The sequence below is a fragment of the Haloarcula sp. CBA1115 genome (genome assembly GCF_000827835.1).
GTDB classification, from domain to species: Archaea; Halobacteriota; Halobacteria; order Halobacteriales; family Haloarculaceae; genus Haloarcula; species Haloarcula hispanica.
Map to the genome: position 1 here is coordinate 1,182,006 of NZ_CP010529.1, position 21,158 is coordinate 1,203,163.

The window sequence follows — 21,158 nt, forward strand, 5'->3', positions numbered from 1 at the left end:
CGTGTTCCGGATGAAACGGCCGCTACATGCGGCGTGGTAATGGCGGCGTCCGGATCGATGCGCGGGCCGCCGCTGACTTCACGCCAGTTGTCGCCAGCTCCAAGTCGGCTCCCAGTCGAGCAGCCGCTCGGCTTTCGTCGTGTCGATGAGCGTCGCATACGGGTTCTCGTCGTCGGCTGTCGGCCCCCAGTAGTCAGCATCGGGGTACAGTTCCGCCGCGAGTTCGGCGCTCGGCGTCTCGGCGCTCGTATCTGGTGCCGAGACCCAGACGCGTTCGTGGCCGTCGAACGACGCCGCGACGGCCCGCTCGACGAGCCGAACGGCGTCGGTGGTGTGGACGTACGCGTACAGCGTGTTCCGCTGGGTGTGGAAGTGCGGTGACGCCCGAGACCCGGTGAGTGTCCGGTCTGCCCCGACGAACGTCTCCCTGGCCAGGTCGTCGTCGACGACCCACGGAAGCCGAAGCGACGTGATAGTGTCCGGGGCGTCCGCACTCCGGCGAGCGAACCCGTCGGCGGTGATCTCCAGTGCCTGTTTCCCCATTGCATACGGGTTCGACGGCGTGAGGCGGTGGTCCTCGTCGATCGGAAGGTAGTCGACTGTGATGGGGTCCGGTTCGAACCCGCCGCCGATAGCGCTGAAACTCGACACTAGGGCAACCGTATCGACACCCAGTTCGCCGGCCGCCTCCAGCACATGATAGCTGGACATGACGTTGCTCTCGTAGGTCCGGTACCCCGGCGTGTGGTCGGGCGTGGGAATCATCCCGAGATGGACGACCGCGTCGGGGCCGGATTTTGCGAGTGCGCCGTAGACCTCGCCCGCATCGAGCAGGTCAGTCCTGACGTATGCGTCCGAATGGTCTTCCTCCCGTTTCCCACGGGAGAGGTTGACCGTTCGATACCCCGCTGCAGTCAGGTGTTCGAGGACGTGCTGGCCGACGCGGCCGTTGCCACCAGTAACGGCGACCGATTCGGGCATAGCTACGTCTGCACCGCACAGCCCCAAAACAGTCCCGCAGGGCCTACGATGCCCTCAGCGACCGCCGAACGGCGTCCTTGATCGGCGTCTGGTCAATCGGCACGACGTCCTGCAGGTCCATCTCCGGGTCAACCGTGACCGGGTTCCGCATACTCTCGGCCAGCGGCCGCGCGATGGCGTACTGTACGTCTGTCGTGAAGCGAAGCCAGTGCGAGGACAGGCCCGGCGTCATCACCGGCACGGCAATGATAAACACCCGCTTGCCCTTCTCCGCGGCGGTGAGTTTCAGCAGCGACTCGTAGGACCACACCGACGGCCCGCCGATGTCGTAGGTCTCGCCGCGGGTCTCGTCGGCACCGAGTAGCTCCACGAGGTAGCTGATTGCGTCGTCGACGCCGATGGGCTGACACGGCGTTCGGACCCACTTGGGGACGAGCATCAGCGGCAGGCGGTCGGTCAGGTCGTCGACGATCCGGAAGCTCGCACTTTCCGGGCCGATGATGACCGCCGCCCGGAGCACTGTCAGATCGAACGACCCTTCTGCGAGCACCGACTCGACTTCGCGCCGCGACGCCAGATGAGGCGAGAGGTTCTCCTCGTCACCGCTGATGCCGCTGAGATAGACGACCCTGTCGACCCCCGCAGCCGACGCCGAGTCGGCGAACCGGCGGGCGTAGCGACGGTCTAACTCGGCGAAGTTCTCGGACGTGAGCGAGTGGATGAGGTAGTACGCAACGTCGATATCGTCACAGAGGCCATCGAGGGAGTCTGGGTCGCCGAGATCGCCCTCGAACGGCTCGACGCCGTCGGGAAAGGATTCCTCGCTCGCGCTCCGGGAGAACGCCACCACCTCGTGGCCCGCTTCGGCCAGGGTATGAACCAGTCGCTGTCCGATGAATCCGGTCGCACCCATAACGAGCACACGCATGTGTTCGTACCTTGTGTCGGAACCTCAAGGACGTTGCGGCGATTGCCGTGCAGTCCTGCCGCTGTCTAGAGCTGTAGGACGAGACGTATCGGTCACAGTGTGGCCGCAAAATAGCGGGCGGCGAGGGATTTGAACCGAAGCCAGACGTGCTCGCTCCGCTGCGCGCGACTGGCAGGGTTCAAACCGCTCTTGTGTTGCTATTCGCTCGTCACATCCGTTCCTCGCAGAATAGCGGGCGGCGAGGGATTTGAACCCCCGACCATCTGGTCCGGAACCAGGCGTTCTGTCCGCTGAACTAGCCGCCCACGAAAAGTGCTATCAGGCTGTCCGTCTTAACGGTTATGAACCGCAGCGTCAGGGTGACTCGCCGGTTTCGAGGGTGAAGTCGCTGGTCGGGTACGCGACACAGGTCAGGCAGTACCCCTCTTCCATGTCGTCGTCCATCAGCGAATCGTTGTTGCTGTGGCGGATGTAGTCCTCGGCCGGGCCGTCCTCGATGTGGCCGGCACAGGAGATACACTGGCCCTCGCGGCAGGCGTAGGGGAGGTCCCAGCCCTCCTCTTCGCCGGCGTCGAGGAGCGGCTCGTTGTTGGCGACCTCGATCGTTTCACCCTCCTTGGCGAATTCGATCTCGTAGTACTCGACCTCGTCCTCGGCGATGTCGTCGGGGTCGAAGCCCTCGTCCTCCTCTTCGGCCTCCTCGCCTTCGCCGAGTTCGCCTTCGGCCTCACCAGCCGGAATCGCTGTGGCACCGCCACCACCGATAGAGCGGTTGTACGGCTCCGGAAAGTCCGTCTCGGGGACTGTCGCGGCCCGCTGCTCGAGGACCTCCTGGGAGATGTCTTCCGGTGCCTCCCAACCGGTCCCTTTGGCGTAGTGGAGCGCGACCACTATCAGGGTGAGCGTGGCCCCGGCGGCGAGTCCAACGAGTTCTACCATGTGTCCGGCTATGGAATACTGGTTTAATTAGCTGTTGTTTCACCCGCAGCCGCCCGCGAACGGCCCGGCCACCAGACGACTGTGTGCCCGGCGACGGGCGATTAATTTCCATATTGTTTAGTACTATCAATTAATGGAGTATGCCATGGGAGTAAAAGATTCGTGGAACGATCTCGGTACCGCTGGAAAGGTACTCGTCGGACTAGGCGTCGGCTTGGCTGTCCTGTTCATCCTGATTCCGATCATCATCATCGTCGCGGCGATAATTGCGTCCTTCGTGCTGGGCATGGGTAGCAGTGGCGGCGACGTAGCTGTGGCCCCGCAGGCCTCGTTCACGTTCGAGTACGAGGAGACGACAGACGGCGTCGTTGCCGTCGTGACACATGACGGTGGTGATACGATCAGTGCAGAGCAACTCACTATCGAAGTGGCGGACGGACGAACAGTGGGGTGGGACGATGACGACGGCGAGGTGACCGCCGGCGACCAGTCACGCGTTAGCGTCGAAGACGGAGCTGAAGTCAGCCTCGTTTGGCACGGGGACGACCAGACAACGGTGCTCGCAAAGGGTACCGCTCAGGCAAGCGAGTTCTGAAGCGATACGGTAGCACACTCACGTCCGACGTGGGACGTCGTGGCGACCGAAGCCGTATCTGAGGCGGCTGGCGAGGCGGCGCGAGAAGCGGCCGTCGTCGGCCCGCGAGCCGAACCGCTCGGCCAACGACTGGTAGATGAGCGGGACCGGCACCTCCTGTTCGAGCGCTTCTTGCACGGTCCACGTCCCAGTCGACCCGCCTTCGACGCGGTCGGCCACGTCGCCGAGGTCGTTGCCCTCCTCGCGGAACGCTTCCTCGCAGAGCTCCAGCAGCCACGAGCGGATGACGGCCCCGTTGTTCCAGGTGTTTGCGACCGATTCCAGATCGAGGTCGTACCGGCCGTTAGCCAGCAGTTCGAAGCCCTCGCCGTAGGTCTGCATCAGCGCGTACTCGACCCCGTTGTGAACCATCTTGACGTAGTGGCCCGACCCCGCCGGCCCCATCCGGTCGTGGCCGTCGGGGCCGGTCGCGACGGCGTCGAAGACGGGAACCAGTTCGTCGTAGGCCCACTGCGGGCCGCCGACCATCAGCGAGAAGCCCAGCTCCGCACCGGCGGGGCCGCCGGAGGTGCCACAGTCGAGGTAGGCCGCATCGGTCGACTCGGCACGGCGAACCGAGTCCTCGAAGTAGGAATTACCGCCGTCGACCACGATGTCGTCATCGTCCAGTGATGGGGCCAGTTCATCCAGCGCGGCGTCGACCGGGTCCCCGGCTGGGACCATCAGCCAGATTCGTTTCTCCGAGCCGAGTTTCGCCGCGAGGTCGGCGATGGACGATGCCGGCTGTGCACCGGCTTCAGCTGCGTCGGCGACGCTCTTCTCGTCGATATCGAAGACGACGACCTCGTGGCCGGCTTCGAGCACGCGGTCGACCACGATTCGGCCCATGCGTCCGAGTCCGATGACGCCAAGTTCCATACCGGGGAGTCGCTGACCGAACAGGTAGGGATTGCGGTTCGACAGAAAAGCGTGGCACGAACACCACCCGTGCCGTCGTCAGTCATGGTACCGCCCCAGCCGACCGTCTCGGAAGCGGTCGTGGGAGCCAGCAATTGCCACGAGTCCTGTCCCGTACTGCACCGGATACTCCGGCTCTGGAACGCAAAAAATCCACGGAATACAATCACATCGTCCGTTGTAATCCCGGGACCACCGCCGTTTTGTTCCGGCCACTCTTGGTGAGAATATGGACGACCGCATACGCGAACACGCCAGGATTCTCGTCGACTGGAGCGCTCGCATCGACGCGGGCGACGACGTGGTCGTGGCTGTCGAGGACGGCGCACACGATCTCGCAGTCGCCGTGGCCGAGCAGCTTGGCGACCGCGGCGCGAACCTCCTGTCGACGTACCAGTCGGACGAACTCACGCGGGCCTATCTGGGGGCCCACGACGGGTCATTCACCGAGAACCCCGAGTACGAACTGGCGCTGTACGAACGGGCCGACAGCGTGCTGTTCCTGAAAGGGTCGCGGAACACTACCGAGACGGCCGACGTGGACAGCGACCAGCGACAGGCGTACTCGACGGCGCGACAGGCAATCAGAGAGGCCCGGCTGGACACCGACTGGGTGTCGACCCAGCACCCGACGCGGGCGATGGCCCAGCAGGCCGGGATGGCCTACGCTGACTACAAAGACTTCGTCTACGACGCAACGCTCCGGGACTGGGAGGCGCTGGCGGAGGAGCAGGCCCAACTGAAGGATATCCTCGACGACGGCAAAGAGGTCCGAATCGTGGCCGACGGGACGGACATCACGCTGTACATCGACGGCCGTATCGCCGTCAACTCCGCCGCCAGCGTGGCCTACGACTCCCACAACCTCCCCTCCGGCGAGGTGTTCACCGCGCCCTACGACACCGCCGGCGTCGTCACCTTCGACGTGCCGATGACGATACAGGGCCGCCGGGTGAAAAACGTCGAGCTGACGTTCAAGGACGGCGTTGTCGTCGACTGGGCGGCCGAACAGGGCGAGGGTGTCATCGGCGAAATCATCGGGACCGACGGCGGTTCGCGCCAACTGGGCGAGCTCGGTATCGGGATGAACCGCGGCGTCGACCGCGTCACCGACAACATCCTCTTCGACGAGAAGATGGGCGGGACAGTCCACCTCGCGCTCGGGCGCGCGTACGACGCCTGCCTCCCTGAGGGCGAATCCGGCAACGACAGCGCCGTCCACGAGGACCTCATCACGACGATGGGCGAGGGGTCGCGGCTCGAAGTCGACGGCGAGACGATTCAGAAAGACGGCCTGTTCCGCTGGGAAGACGGCTTCGAAGGGTAGCTGTCGCGGGACTGCTGCGGCGTGCTTGCGGAGAGCCACTGTCGCGGTGCTGTGGGCCGGGAATAGATGTCATGATCCGTGGGCCGGGAGCGCCCTCCGTGGCGCGACCCGGGGAAGGGCAGGCCTGCCGAAGGCTGCGCTGCTGATGTACCGCGAGCGGAGCGAGCGGTTTCACTCCGAGCGCGGCCGCAGGCCGCGACTCGGAGGTCGTTTTTAGCGTAGATTTTTGCGAGGAGCCCTCCCACAGCGGCGCGAAGCGCCGCGAGGAAGGGCGACGAAGTAAAAAGGTACTAGATAGAGAGGAACTGCGACACCAGCCACTTCGTAAACGTCCCAGTAATTGCGCCGATCCACGAGAGCACCACGAAGTGCATGTAGGTGTTGGCGTTGTGGCCACCGTCAACGGTCCGGATCATCAACGATGACAGCATCGCGCCGAACATGATAATGATGATCAGCAGGAACTCGATGAGCGGGATGTTGTAGACGCTGGTATTGATGAGCGAGGCGGCGTCGAGTCGGCTCCCAGTGGACAGGTTGAGTGACATGTCGGCGAGGATGTTGACGACCTGCAGGCCGATGAAGAAGGCGAAGGTCGACGCGGCGGTCATCCCGTAGAGGAGGCCCACAAGCGTCGTTGCCGCCTGCTTGCGCTTCTGGCGGAGTTGTAGCACCTGATTCATGTTCTCGGAGATAAGCTCGCCCAGTTGCTTTGGCGATCCACCCATCTCGCGGCCGATGAGGTACATCTCGGAGAAGGTCTGGATGAGATAGGAGCGACAGTCGGCGGTAAAAAAGCGCCAGGCAGAGGTCGGCTCGATCCGCATGTTCAGTCGCTTGTAGAGATTATCGATGTTGGGCGAGAGTGCGCCGAAGTCCTTCTTGCGGAGGGTACGAAGCACCGCACCGGTCGTCGACTGCTTCGCGCCCTCGGTCGCCCCGAGCGCACGGATGAAGTTCGGGAACTCGGAGTCCCGGTCCTTGATGCGCTGTTCTTCCTGTCGGAAGGCGATGCCGGGGATGAGCATCGGCGTGATCGGCGCGGCGGCGTACAGCGGCAGCGGCACCTCGTCGAACATGAAAAAGAGGTCGTTCAGCGTGATCGGCGAGATGCCGAGCATCCCCCCAAGCGTGATGAACACGAGCAGCATCGACAGTCCCACGCCGGCGACCATCGATTTGTTGAGTTTGGACTCGATCGGCGACGGGTAGTCGACCGGGTGGAACCACACCGGGTCGTAGGGGGCCATCGAGCGGATGGCGAGGTAGAAGCCGGTCTGGACGAACACGAACATCACGATGACGGCGCTGACGGTCATCGTCGGGTTCGTTCCGGTCAGCACCGGCAGAACGACGGCGAACACCAGCGCGAACGTCATCGACAGAATCATCGAGAGGTAGAGGTCCTTCATGACTTCCAGGCTGTCGAGCGAGCTCTTGTACACCGTCGAGTAGTGCTGGATGATCTGCTCCTGTTCAGTCAGGAGGTAATCGTCGAGTCCCTGTCCGGCCCCGAGCGTGTACGCGAGGCGGTCGAAGAAGTCCGAAACTGCGCGGCTCGGGACCTGTTTGGCCCGGCGACGGCAGGCGTCGTCGAGACTCAGGTTCCAGGTGTCGACTAGCTGGACGATGCGGTGCATCTCCATCGCGAGTTCGCCGTACTCGTCTTCCTCGGCCAGCGTTCGGAACACTTCCATGCGGTCGATTTTCGTCGTCGCGAGCACGGTCATGTGCGTGATAAGCAGGTGAAACCGGTTGTTGAGTTCGCGCTTGCGCTGGCTCAGGAGGATCTTTGGGTAGAAAATCGCCGACGCCATCACCAGAAATCCAAGCAGGGGAATCGGTGCTCGGACCGCAAGGGGTTGATCCAGCAGTAAGGCGACGACCGTGGAAATAGCGAAAAAGGCGACGGCTGGCAGCAGGATGAGGAAGAGATACCGCTCCAGCGGGATCGTCATCTGGCGGTAGGACTCCACGAGCGACTGGATCGTCTCGGATATCGTCAGGTCGAGTCCGCTTTCGGCTTCGCCCTGTGCCATCGTTAGTCAGGCCTGGCGATGTTGAACGGAATCCCTTCGACGCCGTCACGCTGGAAGTCGGAGATGAAGTCGTTGACTTCGTGATACCCCAGAATACCCTCCTGGATGGCCCGCTCGATCATGTCAGCACGGAACTGGAGGTCGTCGTAGATGTCACGCGTGTCCTCGTACCCCAGGAGGGTCGCGATCTGCTCTTCGAGGACGAAGGAGTTGTTCATCCCCTGGAAGATGATTTCGTCCTCGACGGGGTCCCAGTTGAACACCTGCCGGGTGACGACACCGTCCATCTCCTTCGAGTACCCCTCGATCTCCTGAACGCTCGTCACGCGGCGCAGGACCTGATCGCCCTGCTTGACGCGGTTCTGGAACAGCGCCACGTCGGCCACGTCCATGAACGTCTCGGGGACGTTGATGGGTTCGCCGGTGAAGCGCTGAATCATCGAAACGATGTCGCTCGCGTGGAACGTCAGCATCACCGGGTGACCGGTCTGGGCGGCCTGGAACGCCATCCGCCCCTCTTCACCACGAACCTCCCCGACGATGATGTAGTCGGGGCGGGAACGCAGCGCGGCGGCGACCAGATCGAACATGTCGATGCTGGTTCCCTCGTCTTCGCCCTCACGGGTGAGGAGTTGCTGCCAAGTGTTGTGCGGGGGCAGCACCTCGGCGGTGTCCTCCGCGGTGTAGATCTTCGCGTCGTCGGGAATGAACGAGGTGATGGCGTTCAGCGTCGTCGTCTTCCCGGACGCCGTCTCCCCGACGACGAACACCGTCTGTTCGTTCTCCAGACAGAGCCAGAGATACGCGGCCAGTTGCGGCGACAGCGTCATCCACTTGGTAATCTGGAAGATGGAGAGCGGCACCTCGTCGCCCTGACGGATAGTGAGCGAGGGGCCTTTGAGGCTCACGTCGTCGGAGTAGATGAGGTTCAGACGTGACCCGTCCGGCAGCGTCGAGTCGACGATAGGGTCAGAGTCAGAGACGGGGTCGCCCATCCGTTCGCCCATGTTGCGGAGCCACTGGTCGAAGGCCTCCTCGCTCTGCCACTCGACGGTGGTTTCGAGCATGCCATAGACCCCGTGGTCGACGTGGCATTCGCTTCGGCCGATAACGTGAATGTCCTCGTTGGCCGGGTCGCGCATGACCGGTTCGAGCGGGCCGAGGCCGACGATATCGCGGTTCAGCCGGTAGAGGATGTTCTCGTAGGTCTCCTGTGTGACCTCGACGCTGTTCACGTCGGTCAAGTTCGACAGGCGTGTGAGGACGCCGCTGTCGCTGTCTTCGTCTCGGACTTTGGTGGTTTCCTGCAGGAGTTCCTCGATACGGTCGTCGAACTGGGCCTCGTTTTCGGGCGCGGGCTTGTTGACGCTGCGCTGGAGCAGGCGGTTCCGGACCTTCCCGAAGACGGCCCGCTCGTCCTCGTCCAGCTCCGGTTCGATGGCGTAGTACTTCATGTCCTGGCCAACGTCGCCGTAGATATGACAGAAGATGGGGCCGCCGACCGGGTAGAGCACGTTCGGCCGGTTCGTCTCGTACTCGTCGTCGGCCTCGTCGATGAGCATCGGGAACTCACCGGTGATCTGCTTGAACTTCTTCAGGTGGTCCCGCAGGTGGGGCCGCCGCGCTGCCATCTGTCGAAGTTCGTCCGACGGTTTCGCACGTCCGTGGTCTGTCATATCTTATATCACCTCTAGGCGACGCTGCGCGATTCGATGACGATGCCGGTTCCCGAACGGACCGAGAACCCGATGGTGTCACCAACCTGCTCGCCCATGCCGGCGAATCGGAGGACGTTGATCTGCCGGCGCACGTCGTTGCCAACCTCGATCATCTCCAGTTCGATGAACACGTCAGCGATGGCCCGGAACGGACCGATAGCCTCCTCGTCGAGCGTCGACGGGTCGACGGTGAGCATGATACACTTGCCCTGGGAGATGACGTCCCGGAAGTAGGAGATGACCTCCAGTGCGGCCTGTCGCTCCTCGTTTTGCCGAACGAGGGCTTCGAACTTGGGGTCGTTCCGGAGGATGGCGTCGAACGTGTCGATGACGACGACGTCGGCGTCCCACATCACTTCAGCCTCCATCAGCCGCTTGAGGAGTTCCTTCCGCTCGGACTGTTCGTCACCGCCGGTGAGCGCGTTCGACTCGCCGATGTCGGCGTGCAGGAACAGCACGTCCTCGTCGAGGATGTGGTCGACCATGTCATACGACAGCGAGTGCATCTGGTCGAGGAAGCTCCCGACGGTGAGTTCCGTCGAGAGGTAGGTCACTTCGTGGCCCTCCTCACAAAGGCCGTAGGTGAACCGCTGGCTCATGGCGGATTTGCCGGCCCCGTAGTCACCCTCGACGAGGATGATACTGCCGGGCGGGATACCGCCGCCCAGTTCCTTGTTCAGTCGGTCGTGATCGTCCAGTCCGAGCGAGAATAGGTCAGTACTTGCGATACTCATGTGTTGAACTCGAACACCTCCTCGTCGCCGTTGACAATCAGCTTGAGGCGGTGGTCGCCACCGTCAAGGTTGCCGTTGATGTCGATGCGAACGACTTCACCGGGCCGCCAGCTGTTACCGCCGTCCGGCTCCAGCGTCACCGTGTAGTCACTGGTGAAGGCCCCATCGACGAACACATCTATCTGCCCGGGGACTGGTGCTAACGTCTCTGAGCCGGTGTTTTTGACGTGAATCGTGATTGTGTTCGCGCCGTTATCATAGATGGTGTTGCTGCCGCTGTCGGAGATGATTTCGACGTCGGTCCGAACGTCGCTACTCACGTCCAGCCCCTGTTCCGAGACAGCGTTGCTCAGCTCGCCGATACTGCTCGTAAAGACGCCGGCCACGCTCGCGGCGATAGCCATCGACGCGATGAACAGGATCAGGTGAGAGACGGAAACGCTCGCCATGTTAGCTCACCACCATCGTTTCGGCGATGCCGTTCTCGGTGACGACTTTCACCCGGTCGGGTTGACTACTGAGTGAGGTGACGGTAATCTCTAACCGTTCCTGTGACGCCCAGATATCCGTCGAGGGGTCGGTGTCAACGGTCGTGTCATAGCCCGCCTGATAGTCGTTGTCGACCAGCAGGTCGGTTGCTTCGACCGACAGCGTCTCGGAGCCGGTGTTGTCGACGGTCACGACGAGATTCTCGCTGCCGCTCGCGTTCCATGTCGCCGAGACAAGCGAGATGTCGGTGTTTTGCTGGTCGAGCAGCTGGTCTCGCTGGTCCTCGCGAGCGTCGTTGACGCGCTCGAAGCTGTTCGCGGTCGCGGAGTAGAACATTCCGAAGCCGATGAACGCGGCCACGAAGATGACGGCTGCCGAGCCGCTAACGCTGAATCCCATCGGAACCACCTCCACCGACCAGTTTCGAGAGCGCAACGGCGTCAGCCCCGCTGTCACTGTCAAGCTGCGAGATGTAGTGCAGGCTCTCCGTGTGGTGGTCGATAGACAGCCCATCCCCGGTGTCGTTCACGTCGTTGAAGCCGCGGAGGTACTCCTTGAGCTGGTCCGCGACCGACTCGTCGATCCAGTCGATAGTCTCGTAGTAGTCGATAGCGCGAGCCGTCTCGCGGTAGCCCGAGTGCTGGACCAGGAACTCGAGCCACTCGACGATGATGAGGTCCGCCGCGAACCCTTCCGGCATCGTCGCCAGGTACGGTTTCCCGTCGTCGTCCGCGTCCGCATCCGAGCCGTCGTCTACCGTTGATTCATCGCCGCTGCCGGCGGCTGCCGTGTCCGTTTGCGTGGCGGTCGGCTCTGGCTCGGGCTCCGGTTCCGGCTCGGGCTCGGGCTCCGGTTCCACGGCTGGCTCGGGTTCCGGCTCTGGCTCCGGTTCCGGTTCGGCTTCCGTAGCCGCCTCGGCCTCGTCACTCCCGTCGTCCTCGATGACCTCGTCGAAGAGGTCGTCGTCTTCCAGCCCGCCCATATCGTCGTCCGAATCCTCCTCGCCCAGCATATCGTCCTCCTCGCCCAGCAGGTCGTTATCGCCTTCGCCGAGCAGGTCATCGTCGTCGTCCGCTTCTTCCTCGGGTTCCTCGCCCTCGGCCCACTCGGCGTCGCCGGACTCGTACTCGTCTTTGAGCTCTGCGAACGATTTGCCGCCGTCGCCGTCGTCGCTGTCCTCGTCCATACTCTCCCCGTCGTCCATGCTCATCCCATCGTCCATGCTCATCCCATCGTCCATGCTCATGTCGTCCTCCGTGTCGTCGAAGTCGTCGAACTCCTCGTCGAACGACCCGCCGTCGTCCTCGAAGTCGCCCATGTCGTCGCCACCGTCGTCGGGGAACATGTCGTCGACACCGCCGTCGTCCATCGACATGTCGCCGCCAGTGTCCTCCGTCAGGTCTTCGTCGAAAAAGCCCTCTGCGTCGGCGTTGGCGACGTCGTCGTCGATGTCCTCCTCTGTATCGTCGCTCCCGTCGTCGTCGAACAGGCCGAAAGAGCCGCCGCCTTCGCCCATGCCGCCCATACCGCCGTCGACGTCGTCGGCGAAGGGGTTGACGCCACGGGTGACCATCTCGTAGATATCGAGCAGCTTCCGGACGTTCTCCTCGGTCTCTTCGACGGACTCGGAGATGCTCTCGTTTTCTGTCCGAACCGTGTTGACCGTCGAAGAGAGGCTACCGACCTCGTTTTCCAGTTCGTCGAGACGGTGTTCCAGTTCGTCGGTGTCGGGTCCGCTCGCGTCTTCCATGTCGCCGAACTCGTCGTCACCGAACCCACCCATGTCGTCGCCACCGTCGTCGAGCCCACCCAGACCGCCGAGGTCGTCGCCGCCACCGCCGTCGTCAGCCATCAGACCGCCGCCGTCGGCCATCTCGCCGCCACCGCCGTCCTCGCTCGCATCCCCGCTCTCGTCGTCCGACAGGATCGAATCGAACATATTCTTGATGCTCATACCGACCAGCCCGCCGGTCAGCAAGACAAAGAGGGCGGGTGCCAGTCCAACCAGTTCCGGTGAGACGGCTGGAGCCAGCGGCACGAGAGCGAGACTACTCATCTCTTGTATCTCATGCTGTTTCTACTCTTGAATATTCCCCTTAGCGTATCATATTTGATAATAATATCCCATTTTCCCGGCTCAGATACAGTAAATTAACTATTCAAGTACTAGCCTATTACATTTCAGATTAATTTCGGACGGAAGATCGGGGGAACAGAGTGTGTCAGTGCGCCCCCGGCAGACGAACGGCAGTCACCCGTCTGACGTCCGGAGTCGAGCACGAGTCCTGCTCGCAGACGTCACAGCGTTATCGAATCCGTGTTCGCGCTTTTGACGATGAAATTGCCGGTGTCCGCTTCTAGTTTGACGGACCGGCCGTGGTCTCCGCCCAGGTCTTCGCCGACAACGGGAACGCCGTGTGCATCCAGCGTCTCGCGCACCTTCTTGGCGTTTCGCGAACCGATAGAGGAGCCGTTCTCGGAGAAGTCGAGCATATCGCTCCCGCCGGCGATTTTGGCCTCCATCGCCTCCGTCGACGCCCCGGCATCCGCCATGGCCTCGATGAGCACTTCGATGCCCGTGTCCGCGAACTTCGCATGGTTGCCGCCGTCGATATCAGCCGCCGACGGAAGCATGACGTGAACGAGCCCGGCCACCGTGTTACGGGTGTCGTATACCGCGATACCGATACAGGAGCCCAGCCCGCTCGTGGTCAGCACAGCCGGCTCTGTGGTCACCTTGTACTCCGCGATGCCGACTTTGATACGCTCGGGCGTACTTTGTTCGGGACTCTCTGTTTGGCTACCATCGTATACTTTCATTATTTGAATATCTGTTCGACGTCCGCGCCCGTCTCGGTCGCCCGCTCGACATCGAGGTCGTCGAGGGCGGCGCGTAACTCTTTCTCGTTGGGCAGGGCGTGAATCTCAGCCTGGAATTCGATGTCGTCGGTCCGCATCTGGGAGTCGATGATGAACGCGTGCTCCTGATACTGTCCGACCTGCGCCGCCAGCGGGTCCATAATCGCCCGCCCCATGTCGTGCACGACCCGCGGCGGCGTGTGCTCGACTGACGTCTGGAGGACGTTCGCCCAGCCGTCGACGAACCCGCTCGTCATGATGTTCCCCAGTTCCTCGATGGCGGCCTTGTGCTGGTCGGTTAGCTCGTCGCTGTCCATCTCGATGGGCATCATCGCCTCTGCGACGTTGATCGCGGAGACCTCGTCGAACAGCACCATGAGGTAGCCACTGGGCGTCCCGGTGAACTCGACGACCGTCCCGACGAACGTGTCCGTGCCGATCTGCTTTGGCACGTCCTCGATGGGGGCGAAACTGATCTGAGTCACCTCCGACTCGGTCGGGATGCCGGTCATCATCTCGACGTTGTCAGCGGCTTTCTGGGTGCCGCTAGTCGTCATCTCGTTGAACGTCTGGAGCTTGTCGATGGGGATGGCGTCGCCGTCCGTGTCGACGTGGTCCATCATCATCTCCGTGAGCGCTTCGTACTCAGGGAGCATGTAGATGTAGAAGTTCACCGACTCGTCGATCCATTCGATCTCCGATTTGAACACGAACACCTGCTGGTGGTCGCCGTTCTCGGGTGCATCGGGAAGCACGTCACCGCCGGACTCCTCGATGTACTCCGGCGGCGAGTGGTCGATGGTCGCACCGACGTAGTCGGCCCAACCGTCGATGAAACCGCTCATCATGATGTTGCCGATCTCCTCGATGCCACTCCTGGCCATCGCCTCGTCGTCGCTGCTACCGGGCATCATCTCCTCGGTGATCGTGCCGGCGCTGTCTACGTCGAAGGCAAGAACGGTATCGCCCTCCAGAACGCCATCGAAAGAGAACTGGACGCCGACGAAGTCACGGCCGGCCAGTTCCTCGCCGACATCTGCTCTGTCGAGCAGCGTTATCTTGGTTACGTCGACGACGGCATCGATGCCCGTCATCTGGCCCATCGACTGCGTGGCCTGTTCGGCCCCCTCGTGAGCGAGTTGGTTGAACGTACCGAGCGACTGAATATCGACGTTCATCTATGAGGGGACGACGTCCTCGATGGCCTCCATCACACTGGGTTTCTGGAACGGCTTGGTGATGTATCCGTCAGCCCCCGCTTTCACTGCCTCCTTCATTTTCTCTTCCTGGCCGACACTTGTACACATGATGACGTTCGCATCGGGATTGGAAGATTTGATCTCGTCCGTGGCCTCGATGCCATCCCGGATGGGCATCACGATGTCCATCATCACCAGGTCTGGCCCTTCTTCTTTGAACACTTCGACAGCTTCGACACCGTTCTCGACCTCCCCAACGATCTCGTGGTCTTCTTCGAGAATCTCGCGGAGGAGGTTACGCATAAACTCTGAATCGTCGGCGATCAGTACGTCTGGCATGCCTATCAAGCCTACATATCGTGATGAGTTAGATAAAGGTGTCCCGTAAATTATCGCGTGTGATATCGGTGGGTCCCGAAACCCAGTTACACCGCGGGGAGATGCGGTGTGAGAACGCGAATGAAATCGAGCGCGAAGGAGCCATACTGGAAGTACACGAGCCCCGAGAGGAGGAGGTACGCTGTCGTCAGCCCCGCCGGGAGCGCCAGACCCAGTGCGACCACTCTGGACGGGACGCGGTCGGGAACGAGTATGCGGCCCAGCACAGCCCCAGCACAGACACCAGCACCACCGAGATTGAGGAGTGCGTGGAACTGTACCGCTTCCCCGAGCGCCAGATCAAGTCCGGCAACGACGCCGAGTCCGATGAGGAGACCACCAATTGTACTCGCAGCGTACCCGCCGGCGAGCCACCGCTTCGCGTCGCTGACGGTTTCGTGGACCGCCGGAATCCGAACGACGCCGTACATGATCAGCGGGACCGTCGGCAGCAGATATCGAACAGTGAGCTGTGTGTGCAGTGGCAGGCGGCTCAGATAGACGAGCGTGAACACAGTTGCGAGGGTCGCAACGAGCATATCGGTCTGGGTTCGGGGGGAATAGTACGACGGACGGACATTCCACTGCCGCATCCGCTGAACAGCTGACCGGACTAGAACCACGGGGAGTGCCGCGACCGCGCCGAAAAGCGGGACGGCCTCGACCATCGTGAGTTCGATCGCCTCGTAGGAGTTCGGGGTGTAGTTGATCTGTGGCGCGGAGCCGCTCCGCAGGAAAATCTGTGACAGTCGCTCGGGCGTAGCCAGGACGTCGAGACCACGGCTGACCGCATCCGAAACGAACACCATCGCGGGGGCCGCAGGTCCCATGATCCGGTCGAACAGGCCGAGAATCGGTGTTATGATCGGCGTTCCGGTATCACTGTCCGCCCCTGTGGAATCACTGCCACCACTAGACCCGCCATCACTCCCGTCGGAACCCCCGCCAGTCCCACCGTCCGTTCCGGCACCCTCAGTGCCGCCAGTGCCGCTACCGCCACCGGTTCCGGCATCGCCGCCGGTCTCAGGTGTGAATTCGACGTTCGCACCCCCGACGGCGGAGAGCAACCGCGGCGGTTTGACCGGGTTACCAGAGATAAGGAAGTTCGTCACGAGCATCGGGAGCGAGCCGAGGAAGAGCGCGAGGGCGGCAACGGCCAGATGGAGAAGCGAGTTTCGCCTTGCAGTGACAAGGTCTACGAGAGCCAGCGTCACCACGAGGAAAAAGCCCTCGAAGGCGTGGGTCCAGGTTACCAGACCAGCGGCGATGTACGCGCCGGCACGAAAACCCAGCCCGAGCCGAAATTCGGCGTCCGCATACGCAACTCGGCTCCGAGCGAACAGATACACCGTCGTCAGTATCAATAGCCCTACTAGAACGTGCCGTTTCGGAAGCGAAGCCCAGAACCCGACAGACGAGGCGATACCGATTGCGACACCAGCCGCCAGGGCGACTGAGCGGTCGTGCCAGATTCCGACGAGGCGGTAGAGGACGACGCTGGTCGTCGCTGCTGCGAGCATCGTCGATATCTGGAACGCGGCTATTGGGAGCGAAGTGTCCGGGAGGGCTGTCGCTGTCAGCGCACCGATCAGAAACAGGACCGCAACCAGACCGCTACCGACCCACAGAGTTGTGCGCTTGGTGATACTGGTGTGGCGCTGTCCGAGCACGCTGACGTGAGCCACGAAGACGAGCGCAGTGCCCGACCAGAGTCCAAGGAGCAGTAGCCGGGGTGTAATGAGCACGGACAGCGCTTGCAACGCCCAGACCAGCGGGACAGCCAGAAGTATCTGGCCGTAGTTGCGTCCGTAAAGCCTGCCGCCGGCCTCGTGCAGACCCGGTTGCGCGCCGAGTGTCAGGGAGTACGGCGTCTCTACGATGTGGAGGTGCCCGTTCGAGACAGCGACGAGGGCGTTGGCAGTGGTGTACGTGTCGGTGACGAAAATCCCAACGCGCCAGTAGAGCCCGAACGTCACGAGCAGGCCGAGCCAGAGGGCATAGCCGTAGCGGTCACCGAAGATTGCCGTTCCGACCTGGCGACAGCGGCCAGTGAGCCGTTCGATGTCTCGAATCATTGCTCCACCTGCACTGTCACGTTTTCAGCAACGATTGTCTCAGCGGTTTCGAAGCTCTGGACCCGAAGCAGGACGGTTCCCCTGTACACGTCCCGCTCCAGTGACGACGGCGTGACCGCTCTGTCACCGGGTGCGAGCCGGTACGTCCCGGACTGACCGTCCGAAAGGACCTGTTCGTCTTCGAGGGAGATGTCGAGCGCAGGGACTGCGACCTGATACAGCAGTCTCGGACGCCCCGTCACGGAGTCGACGGACACGCTGGCATCGGGCACTCTGAGATACACGACGTTCGTGCCGAATCGGCCGTCCGTGAACCGTAATTCCGACGTCGGCAGTTGGACGGAACTGATAGTCGCCGACCCGTCACCGATAGTCGTCGGCTGTGGCCTGACAGCGTCGACGCCGACGAGTGGTCCCGTCACGACGAGCGTTACCAGAACGAACAGGGCAACGGCCGTCAGCGGATGGCGCGGGACCATTATCTACCCTACACACTGCCGTGACCGGATTTAAATCCCTCGTCGGTTGGGCAGGTTGCTGCCCCTGTTCATCGCGATAGCTGCTCGATTGCAGGTGGTCGTTGTGGAAATGACCTACAGCGGCCCGTCTCAGAGTTCGGCACCGTCGGCGGCCTCGACGGCTTCCAAGAGATCAGCGATAGAATCGTCCGGCGTCAGTTGCGTCGACCGGACGAGCTGTTTGATGACTGCCGGCGGATAGCGGACCGGCACGTTCGATTCCGACAGCAGAATACCCAGCACTTCTTCGACCGGTGTCGACCCGTCCATCTGGCGACCGTACCAGAGCATGAAGCTCTCGAAAACAGTGACAATGTCGTTGGAAGCGAGCTGCTGCTGGTCGACGTCGCCGTCGAACTTCGCGGTCACGTCGAAGCCGTATCTGGCGTTCGAGTCGGCCATCTGTTCGGCAAGCCACTCGTGGACGTTCGCATCGGAGAACTCGGGAGTCGACGGCTCCGGGTCCGGTGCAGGAGACGGCGGGGATTCAGACGCCGAATCCGATGAGACGTGGTTCCCGTAGGAGTCGTCAGTGCGGACGTCCGACGAAACGACGTAGCGGCCCTCGTCGATTTCAGTGACGTGCTCGTCGTCGGCGATATCGAGCTCTTCGGGCGAGAGTACCTTGCCCTCCTCTGGATTCGGTTCGTCTGACCGCCGAGCCATAGGTACTAGTGTGTGAGGCTATCGTATAACTCCGTCGCTGGTCAGGGTGGACGAAAAGAGAACTACGTCGAACCGAAAAGATAACCGAATTTAGAGGCTGACTGCGGAGTTACCAGACAGAGTCTCCGGGACGACCAGCCGAGCGGTCGTCGTGCCACCGGACTGGGTGTTCAGGCGAATCGTCGCCGTCTCACCCTCACCGAGGCCGTCACCGGTGCCGCTTCCGCGGATTAACTCGGCGCTGAATATGATCGTCGCGCGGTCAGACGGGTCGTTCAGGACCTGGCTCCCTGAAATCGAGTCGTCGTCGTCCTGCACATCAGAGACAGCGAAGGAGGACCCGTCGGAGGGTGGGGTGTCACCGTAGCCAGACGAAGTGAGGTCGTACGAGCCAGTAGAGTCGACCCACTGGGCGATCGTACTACCGATGTCGATGTTGCCCGCACCGGGTGCCTTCTTCACCGTCAGCTTGACCGTGTCGATCGTGCTGCTTGAAGAATCGATTTCTTCACCAACAGCGTTGACGAGCTGCAGTCGGTTCGTCACTTGGTCACTGCTCTGTTGTCCGGTCTCCTCGGCGCTGCTCTGGAGGAAGCCGGCCGTGTTGATCAGGACGCCCGCAGCGATTGCCGCCACCAGCACCATCGCGATGAACACGATCAGGGTGCCGATACCGACCTGCCCGCGGTCGTCGTCGTTCGTTAGTTCCGTTAGCATTGTTGATCCGGGTCTGTCTGACCCTATCCAACCGTTCTTTTCGTCAGTAATAATACCTCCTCTCAAATTATACGTCTTGATAACCAAGCCACTGATCGTCGTAAGCAACAGTCTCAGCGGCCGAAACAGATATTTGTCCGAGAATAGACGGAGCGCTGAATTCTATCTCTGAGAGCAGCAGTCAACAAAAACGTCTGTCCGTGTGAGGAATCCTAAATGACCGTTACGTGTCGGAGCCAGTAGTGTGCCGCAAGCTAACCGGTGGAAAGCATGCAGAAGGTAAAATAAGCTACGAATATATCAGCAATTGAAACTGAAAGATATGACGCCTTAGAGGCTGACTGCGGAGTTACCAGACAGAGTCTCCGGGACGACCAACCGAGCAGTCGTCGTGCCGCCGGACTGGGTGTTCAGTCGGATAGTTGCGGTCTCACCCTCTCCGAGGCCTTCGTTGTTATCACGAATCTCTTCCGCGCTGAATACAATGGTGGCGCGATCGGCTGGATCGTTCAGGACCTGACTCCCGGAAATCGAGCCGTCCTCGTCCTGCACATCAGTGACAGCGAAAGCGCCCGTCCCTGGGTTTGGATCACTCGCGTATCCAGACGAGGTGAGATCGTACGACCCAGTAGAGTCGACCCACTGGGCGATCGTACTACCGATATCGATGTTGCCCGCACCGGGTGCCTTCTTCACCGTCAGCTTGACCGTATTGATTGTGCTACTGTCTTGTTGAATCTCTTCACCGACAGCGTTGACGAGCTGCAGTCGGTTCGTCACTTGGTCACTGCTCTGTTGTCCGGTTTCCTCGGCGCTGCTCTGGAGGAAGCCAGCCGTGTTGATCAGGACGCCCGCAGCGATTGCCGCCACCAGCACCATCGCGATGAACACGATCAGGGTGCCGATACCGACCTGCCCGCGGTCGTCGTCGTTCGTTAGTTCCGTTAGCATTGTTAATCCGGGTCTGTCTGACCCTATGCAACCGTTCTTTTCGTCAGTAATAATACCTCCCCCCAAATTATACTACTTGATAATAGATCGCTGAGGGCCTGAGGAGTTGCTTCGACAGAAGAACACCTATAGTTAGGTCTGAAGAAGATAACTGAGCTACGTCGCATCTAAGAATCAGATTTAATTGCTTCTATAGGTCGGTATCAGCGATGGAAATAGCTGGTTGTCTTGTGTGTGGCCGAGAGGTATCGTGTTGCGTGCAAGCTGGTGCGGTCTAACGAAAATAGACGGTGAAACCGGAATCAGCAGAGAGAGGTCAGGCACAGAGAAATCCGCTCACAGGCAAGGCGGTCAGCTGATACGGCCGGGACACTCACTCGTACGTGACGAGACTGTACATCACGAACAGATAGCCGAACGTCGTCAACCCACTGTTGACTAGCAACAACGACCGTACGCCCTCGAAGTCGTTGATGAACGCGCTAATCATCGTCGCGGCCGCGCCCGCGATTGCAAGCGAAAATCCCACCGAGAGGTGAAGCATCGCCTGCCGGGATGTCTGGACGTACGCCCGCATGGCCATCCCAACCATTGTCAGTCCGGCCACGACGAACACCAGCGTCGATATGGCATAGAGAAGTTCTATCATCAGCACTGTACAGGGCTACAGCGAACCCGTTATTAAATCCACGCTCGAAAATATCTTTCGTGATAACGCCGACAAGAGGCGTTCTACCGCTCAGATAGAGTCCGCCACGCCTCGTCGAGTTTGTTAGTCACTTCCGACCGCTCTTCGATGTGGACAGTCAGTTCGTCGTCGAAATCGACCCGGACCTCGTCCACGTTCCGCCGATACACCTTGATACGTCGGCGGTCGTCAGAGAGGATGTTGTCGTGTAGTTCCAGGAGGTCGTGTTCGGTCAGTTCGTCGATGCGTCGGTAACACGTCGCGATGGGGATTCCGAGTTCGTCGCTGAGTTCCTGTGCGGAGACCGGTTCGTCCGTCGCGTCGAGGATTTCGGCACTGTATTTATTGCCAAGCGTCTGAAGAATCTCCCCTGAATCCATCGTTATCAAATAATAAATTC

At 61.4% G+C, this 21,158-nt stretch carries 22 protein-coding genes and 1 tRNA gene; 2 read left to right on the forward strand and 21 right to left on the reverse strand.

The genetic code is table 11. The annotated features are described in order from the left end of the window. Positions 1-78: 78 nt before the first annotated feature. The 4 genes from SG26_RS05775 to SG26_RS22120 all read right to left on the reverse strand — a co-directional run bounded on the left by SG26_RS05775 (position 79) and on the right by SG26_RS22120 (position 2,848). A complete protein-coding gene (locus SG26_RS05775; RefSeq protein WP_050037087.1) occupies positions 79-981 on the reverse strand; it encodes an NAD(P)-dependent oxidoreductase in 903 nt (300 codons plus the stop codon). 43 nt (positions 982-1,024) lie between these two features. Continuing rightward, a complete protein-coding gene (locus tag SG26_RS05780) occupies positions 1,025-1,909 on the reverse strand; it encodes an NAD(P)H-binding protein (RefSeq protein WP_050037088.1) in 885 nt (294 codons plus the stop codon). Between the two features lie 232 nt (positions 1,910-2,141). Continuing rightward, positions 2,142-2,214, reverse strand: a tRNA-Arg gene (locus SG26_RS05785). A gap of 49 nt (positions 2,215-2,263) precedes the next feature. Next, positions 2,264-2,848, reverse strand: a complete 585-nt coding sequence (locus tag SG26_RS22120; protein ID WP_014041327.1) for a 2Fe-2S iron-sulfur cluster-binding protein — start codon at positions 2,846-2,848, stop codon at positions 2,264-2,266. A 145-nt stretch (positions 2,849-2,993) separates the two neighbouring features. Between SG26_RS22120 and SG26_RS05795 the strand changes: the two genes are divergently transcribed. After that, on the forward strand, positions 2,994-3,443 hold the full coding sequence (locus SG26_RS05795) for a type IV pilin (protein ID WP_050037089.1): 450 nt from the start codon (positions 2,994-2,996) through the stop codon (positions 3,441-3,443). 18 nt (positions 3,444-3,461) lie between these two features. Here the strand turns inward: SG26_RS05795 and gnd are convergent, their stop codons facing one another. After that, entirely contained in the window at positions 3,462-4,385 is a 924-nt protein-coding gene (gnd, locus tag SG26_RS05800; RefSeq protein WP_225308129.1) for a phosphogluconate dehydrogenase (NAD(+)-dependent, decarboxylating), read from the reverse strand. Positions 4,386-4,629: 244 nt separating this feature from the next. Here gnd and SG26_RS05805 point away from each other — a divergent pair, with 244 nt between their 5' ends. Next, positions 4,630-5,727, forward strand: a complete 1,098-nt coding sequence (locus tag SG26_RS05805) for an aminopeptidase (protein ID WP_050037091.1) — start codon at positions 4,630-4,632, stop codon at positions 5,725-5,727. Between the two features lie 290 nt (positions 5,728-6,017). Here the strand turns inward: SG26_RS05805 and flaJ are convergent, their stop codons facing one another. The 16 genes from flaJ to SG26_RS05885 all read right to left on the reverse strand — a co-directional run bounded on the left by flaJ (position 6,018) and on the right by SG26_RS05885 (position 21,138). Beyond that, positions 6,018-7,766 (reverse strand): archaellar assembly protein FlaJ, encoded by a 1,749-nt coding sequence (gene flaJ / locus SG26_RS05810; RefSeq protein ID WP_050037092.1) that lies wholly within the window; start codon positions 7,764-7,766, stop codon positions 6,018-6,020. 2 nt (positions 7,767-7,768) lie between these two features. Next, the gene (locus SG26_RS05815; protein WP_008307847.1) at positions 7,769-9,442 is read right to left on the reverse strand and encodes a type II/IV secretion system ATPase subunit; all 1,674 of its coding nucleotides are present in this window, start codon (positions 9,440-9,442) and stop codon (positions 7,769-7,771) included. 14 nt (positions 9,443-9,456) lie between these two features. Continuing rightward, a complete protein-coding gene (locus tag SG26_RS05820) occupies positions 9,457-10,218 on the reverse strand; it encodes an ATPase domain-containing protein (protein WP_014041333.1) in 762 nt (253 codons plus the stop codon). Continuing rightward, positions 10,215-10,667 carry a CARDB domain-containing protein gene (locus SG26_RS05825; protein WP_014041334.1) on the reverse strand — a complete coding sequence of 151 codons (453 nt, stop codon included), beginning with the start codon at positions 10,665-10,667 and terminating at the stop codon, positions 10,215-10,217. Before SG26_RS05825 ends, SG26_RS05820 begins: the two co-directional genes overlap by 4 nt. 1 nt (position 10,668) lies before the next feature. Next, positions 10,669-11,106, reverse strand: coding sequence for a flagellar protein F (locus tag SG26_RS05830; RefSeq protein ID WP_014041335.1), 438 nt, complete (start codon positions 11,104-11,106; stop codon positions 10,669-10,671). Then, the gene (locus SG26_RS05835) at positions 11,090-12,763 is read right to left on the reverse strand and encodes a FlaD/FlaE family flagellar protein (protein WP_050037093.1); all 1,674 of its coding nucleotides are present in this window, start codon (positions 12,761-12,763) and stop codon (positions 11,090-11,092) included. The genes SG26_RS05830 and SG26_RS05835 overlap by 17 nt, the downstream gene beginning before the upstream one ends. A gap of 242 nt (positions 12,764-13,005) precedes the next feature. After that, positions 13,006-13,527, reverse strand: a complete 522-nt coding sequence (locus tag SG26_RS05840) for a chemotaxis protein CheD (RefSeq protein WP_014041337.1) — start codon at positions 13,525-13,527, stop codon at positions 13,006-13,008. Next, a complete protein-coding gene (locus SG26_RS05845; protein ID WP_014041338.1) occupies positions 13,527-14,744 on the reverse strand; it encodes a chemotaxis protein CheC in 1,218 nt (405 codons plus the stop codon). Before SG26_RS05845 ends, SG26_RS05840 begins: the two co-directional genes overlap by 1 nt. After that, positions 14,745-15,104 carry a chemotaxis protein CheY gene (cheY, locus tag SG26_RS05850; protein ID WP_004515265.1) on the reverse strand — a complete coding sequence of 120 codons (360 nt, stop codon included), beginning with the start codon at positions 15,102-15,104 and terminating at the stop codon, positions 14,745-14,747. 86 nt (positions 15,105-15,190) lie between these two features. Continuing rightward, the gene (locus SG26_RS05855; protein WP_050037094.1) at positions 15,191-17,218 is read right to left on the reverse strand and encodes a hypothetical protein; all 2,028 of its coding nucleotides are present in this window, start codon (positions 17,216-17,218) and stop codon (positions 15,191-15,193) included. Beyond that, positions 17,215-17,697 (reverse strand): hypothetical protein, encoded by a 483-nt coding sequence (locus SG26_RS05860; protein ID WP_050037095.1) that lies wholly within the window; start codon positions 17,695-17,697, stop codon positions 17,215-17,217. Before SG26_RS05860 ends, SG26_RS05855 begins: the two co-directional genes overlap by 4 nt. 129 nt (positions 17,698-17,826) lie before the next feature. Continuing rightward, positions 17,827-18,402 (reverse strand): hypothetical protein, encoded by a 576-nt coding sequence (locus SG26_RS05865; RefSeq protein WP_014041342.1) that lies wholly within the window; start codon positions 18,400-18,402, stop codon positions 17,827-17,829. 90 nt (positions 18,403-18,492) lie between these two features. Continuing rightward, positions 18,493-19,119, reverse strand: coding sequence for an archaellin/type IV pilin N-terminal domain-containing protein (locus SG26_RS05870; protein ID WP_050037096.1), 627 nt, complete (start codon positions 19,117-19,119; stop codon positions 18,493-18,495). 330 nt (positions 19,120-19,449) lie between these two features. Beyond that, positions 19,450-20,070, reverse strand: a complete 621-nt coding sequence (locus SG26_RS05875; protein ID WP_050037097.1) for an archaellin/type IV pilin N-terminal domain-containing protein — start codon at positions 20,068-20,070, stop codon at positions 19,450-19,452. Between the two features lie 373 nt (positions 20,071-20,443). Then, complete coding sequence (locus SG26_RS05880; RefSeq protein WP_008307830.1) at positions 20,444-20,719, reverse strand: hypothetical protein; 276 nt, start codon at positions 20,717-20,719, stop codon at positions 20,444-20,446. Between the two features lie 83 nt (positions 20,720-20,802). Then, the gene (locus tag SG26_RS05885; protein ID WP_004515272.1) at positions 20,803-21,138 is read right to left on the reverse strand and encodes a helix-turn-helix domain-containing protein; all 336 of its coding nucleotides are present in this window, start codon (positions 21,136-21,138) and stop codon (positions 20,803-20,805) included. Between the last annotated feature and the right edge of the window lie 20 nt (positions 21,139-21,158).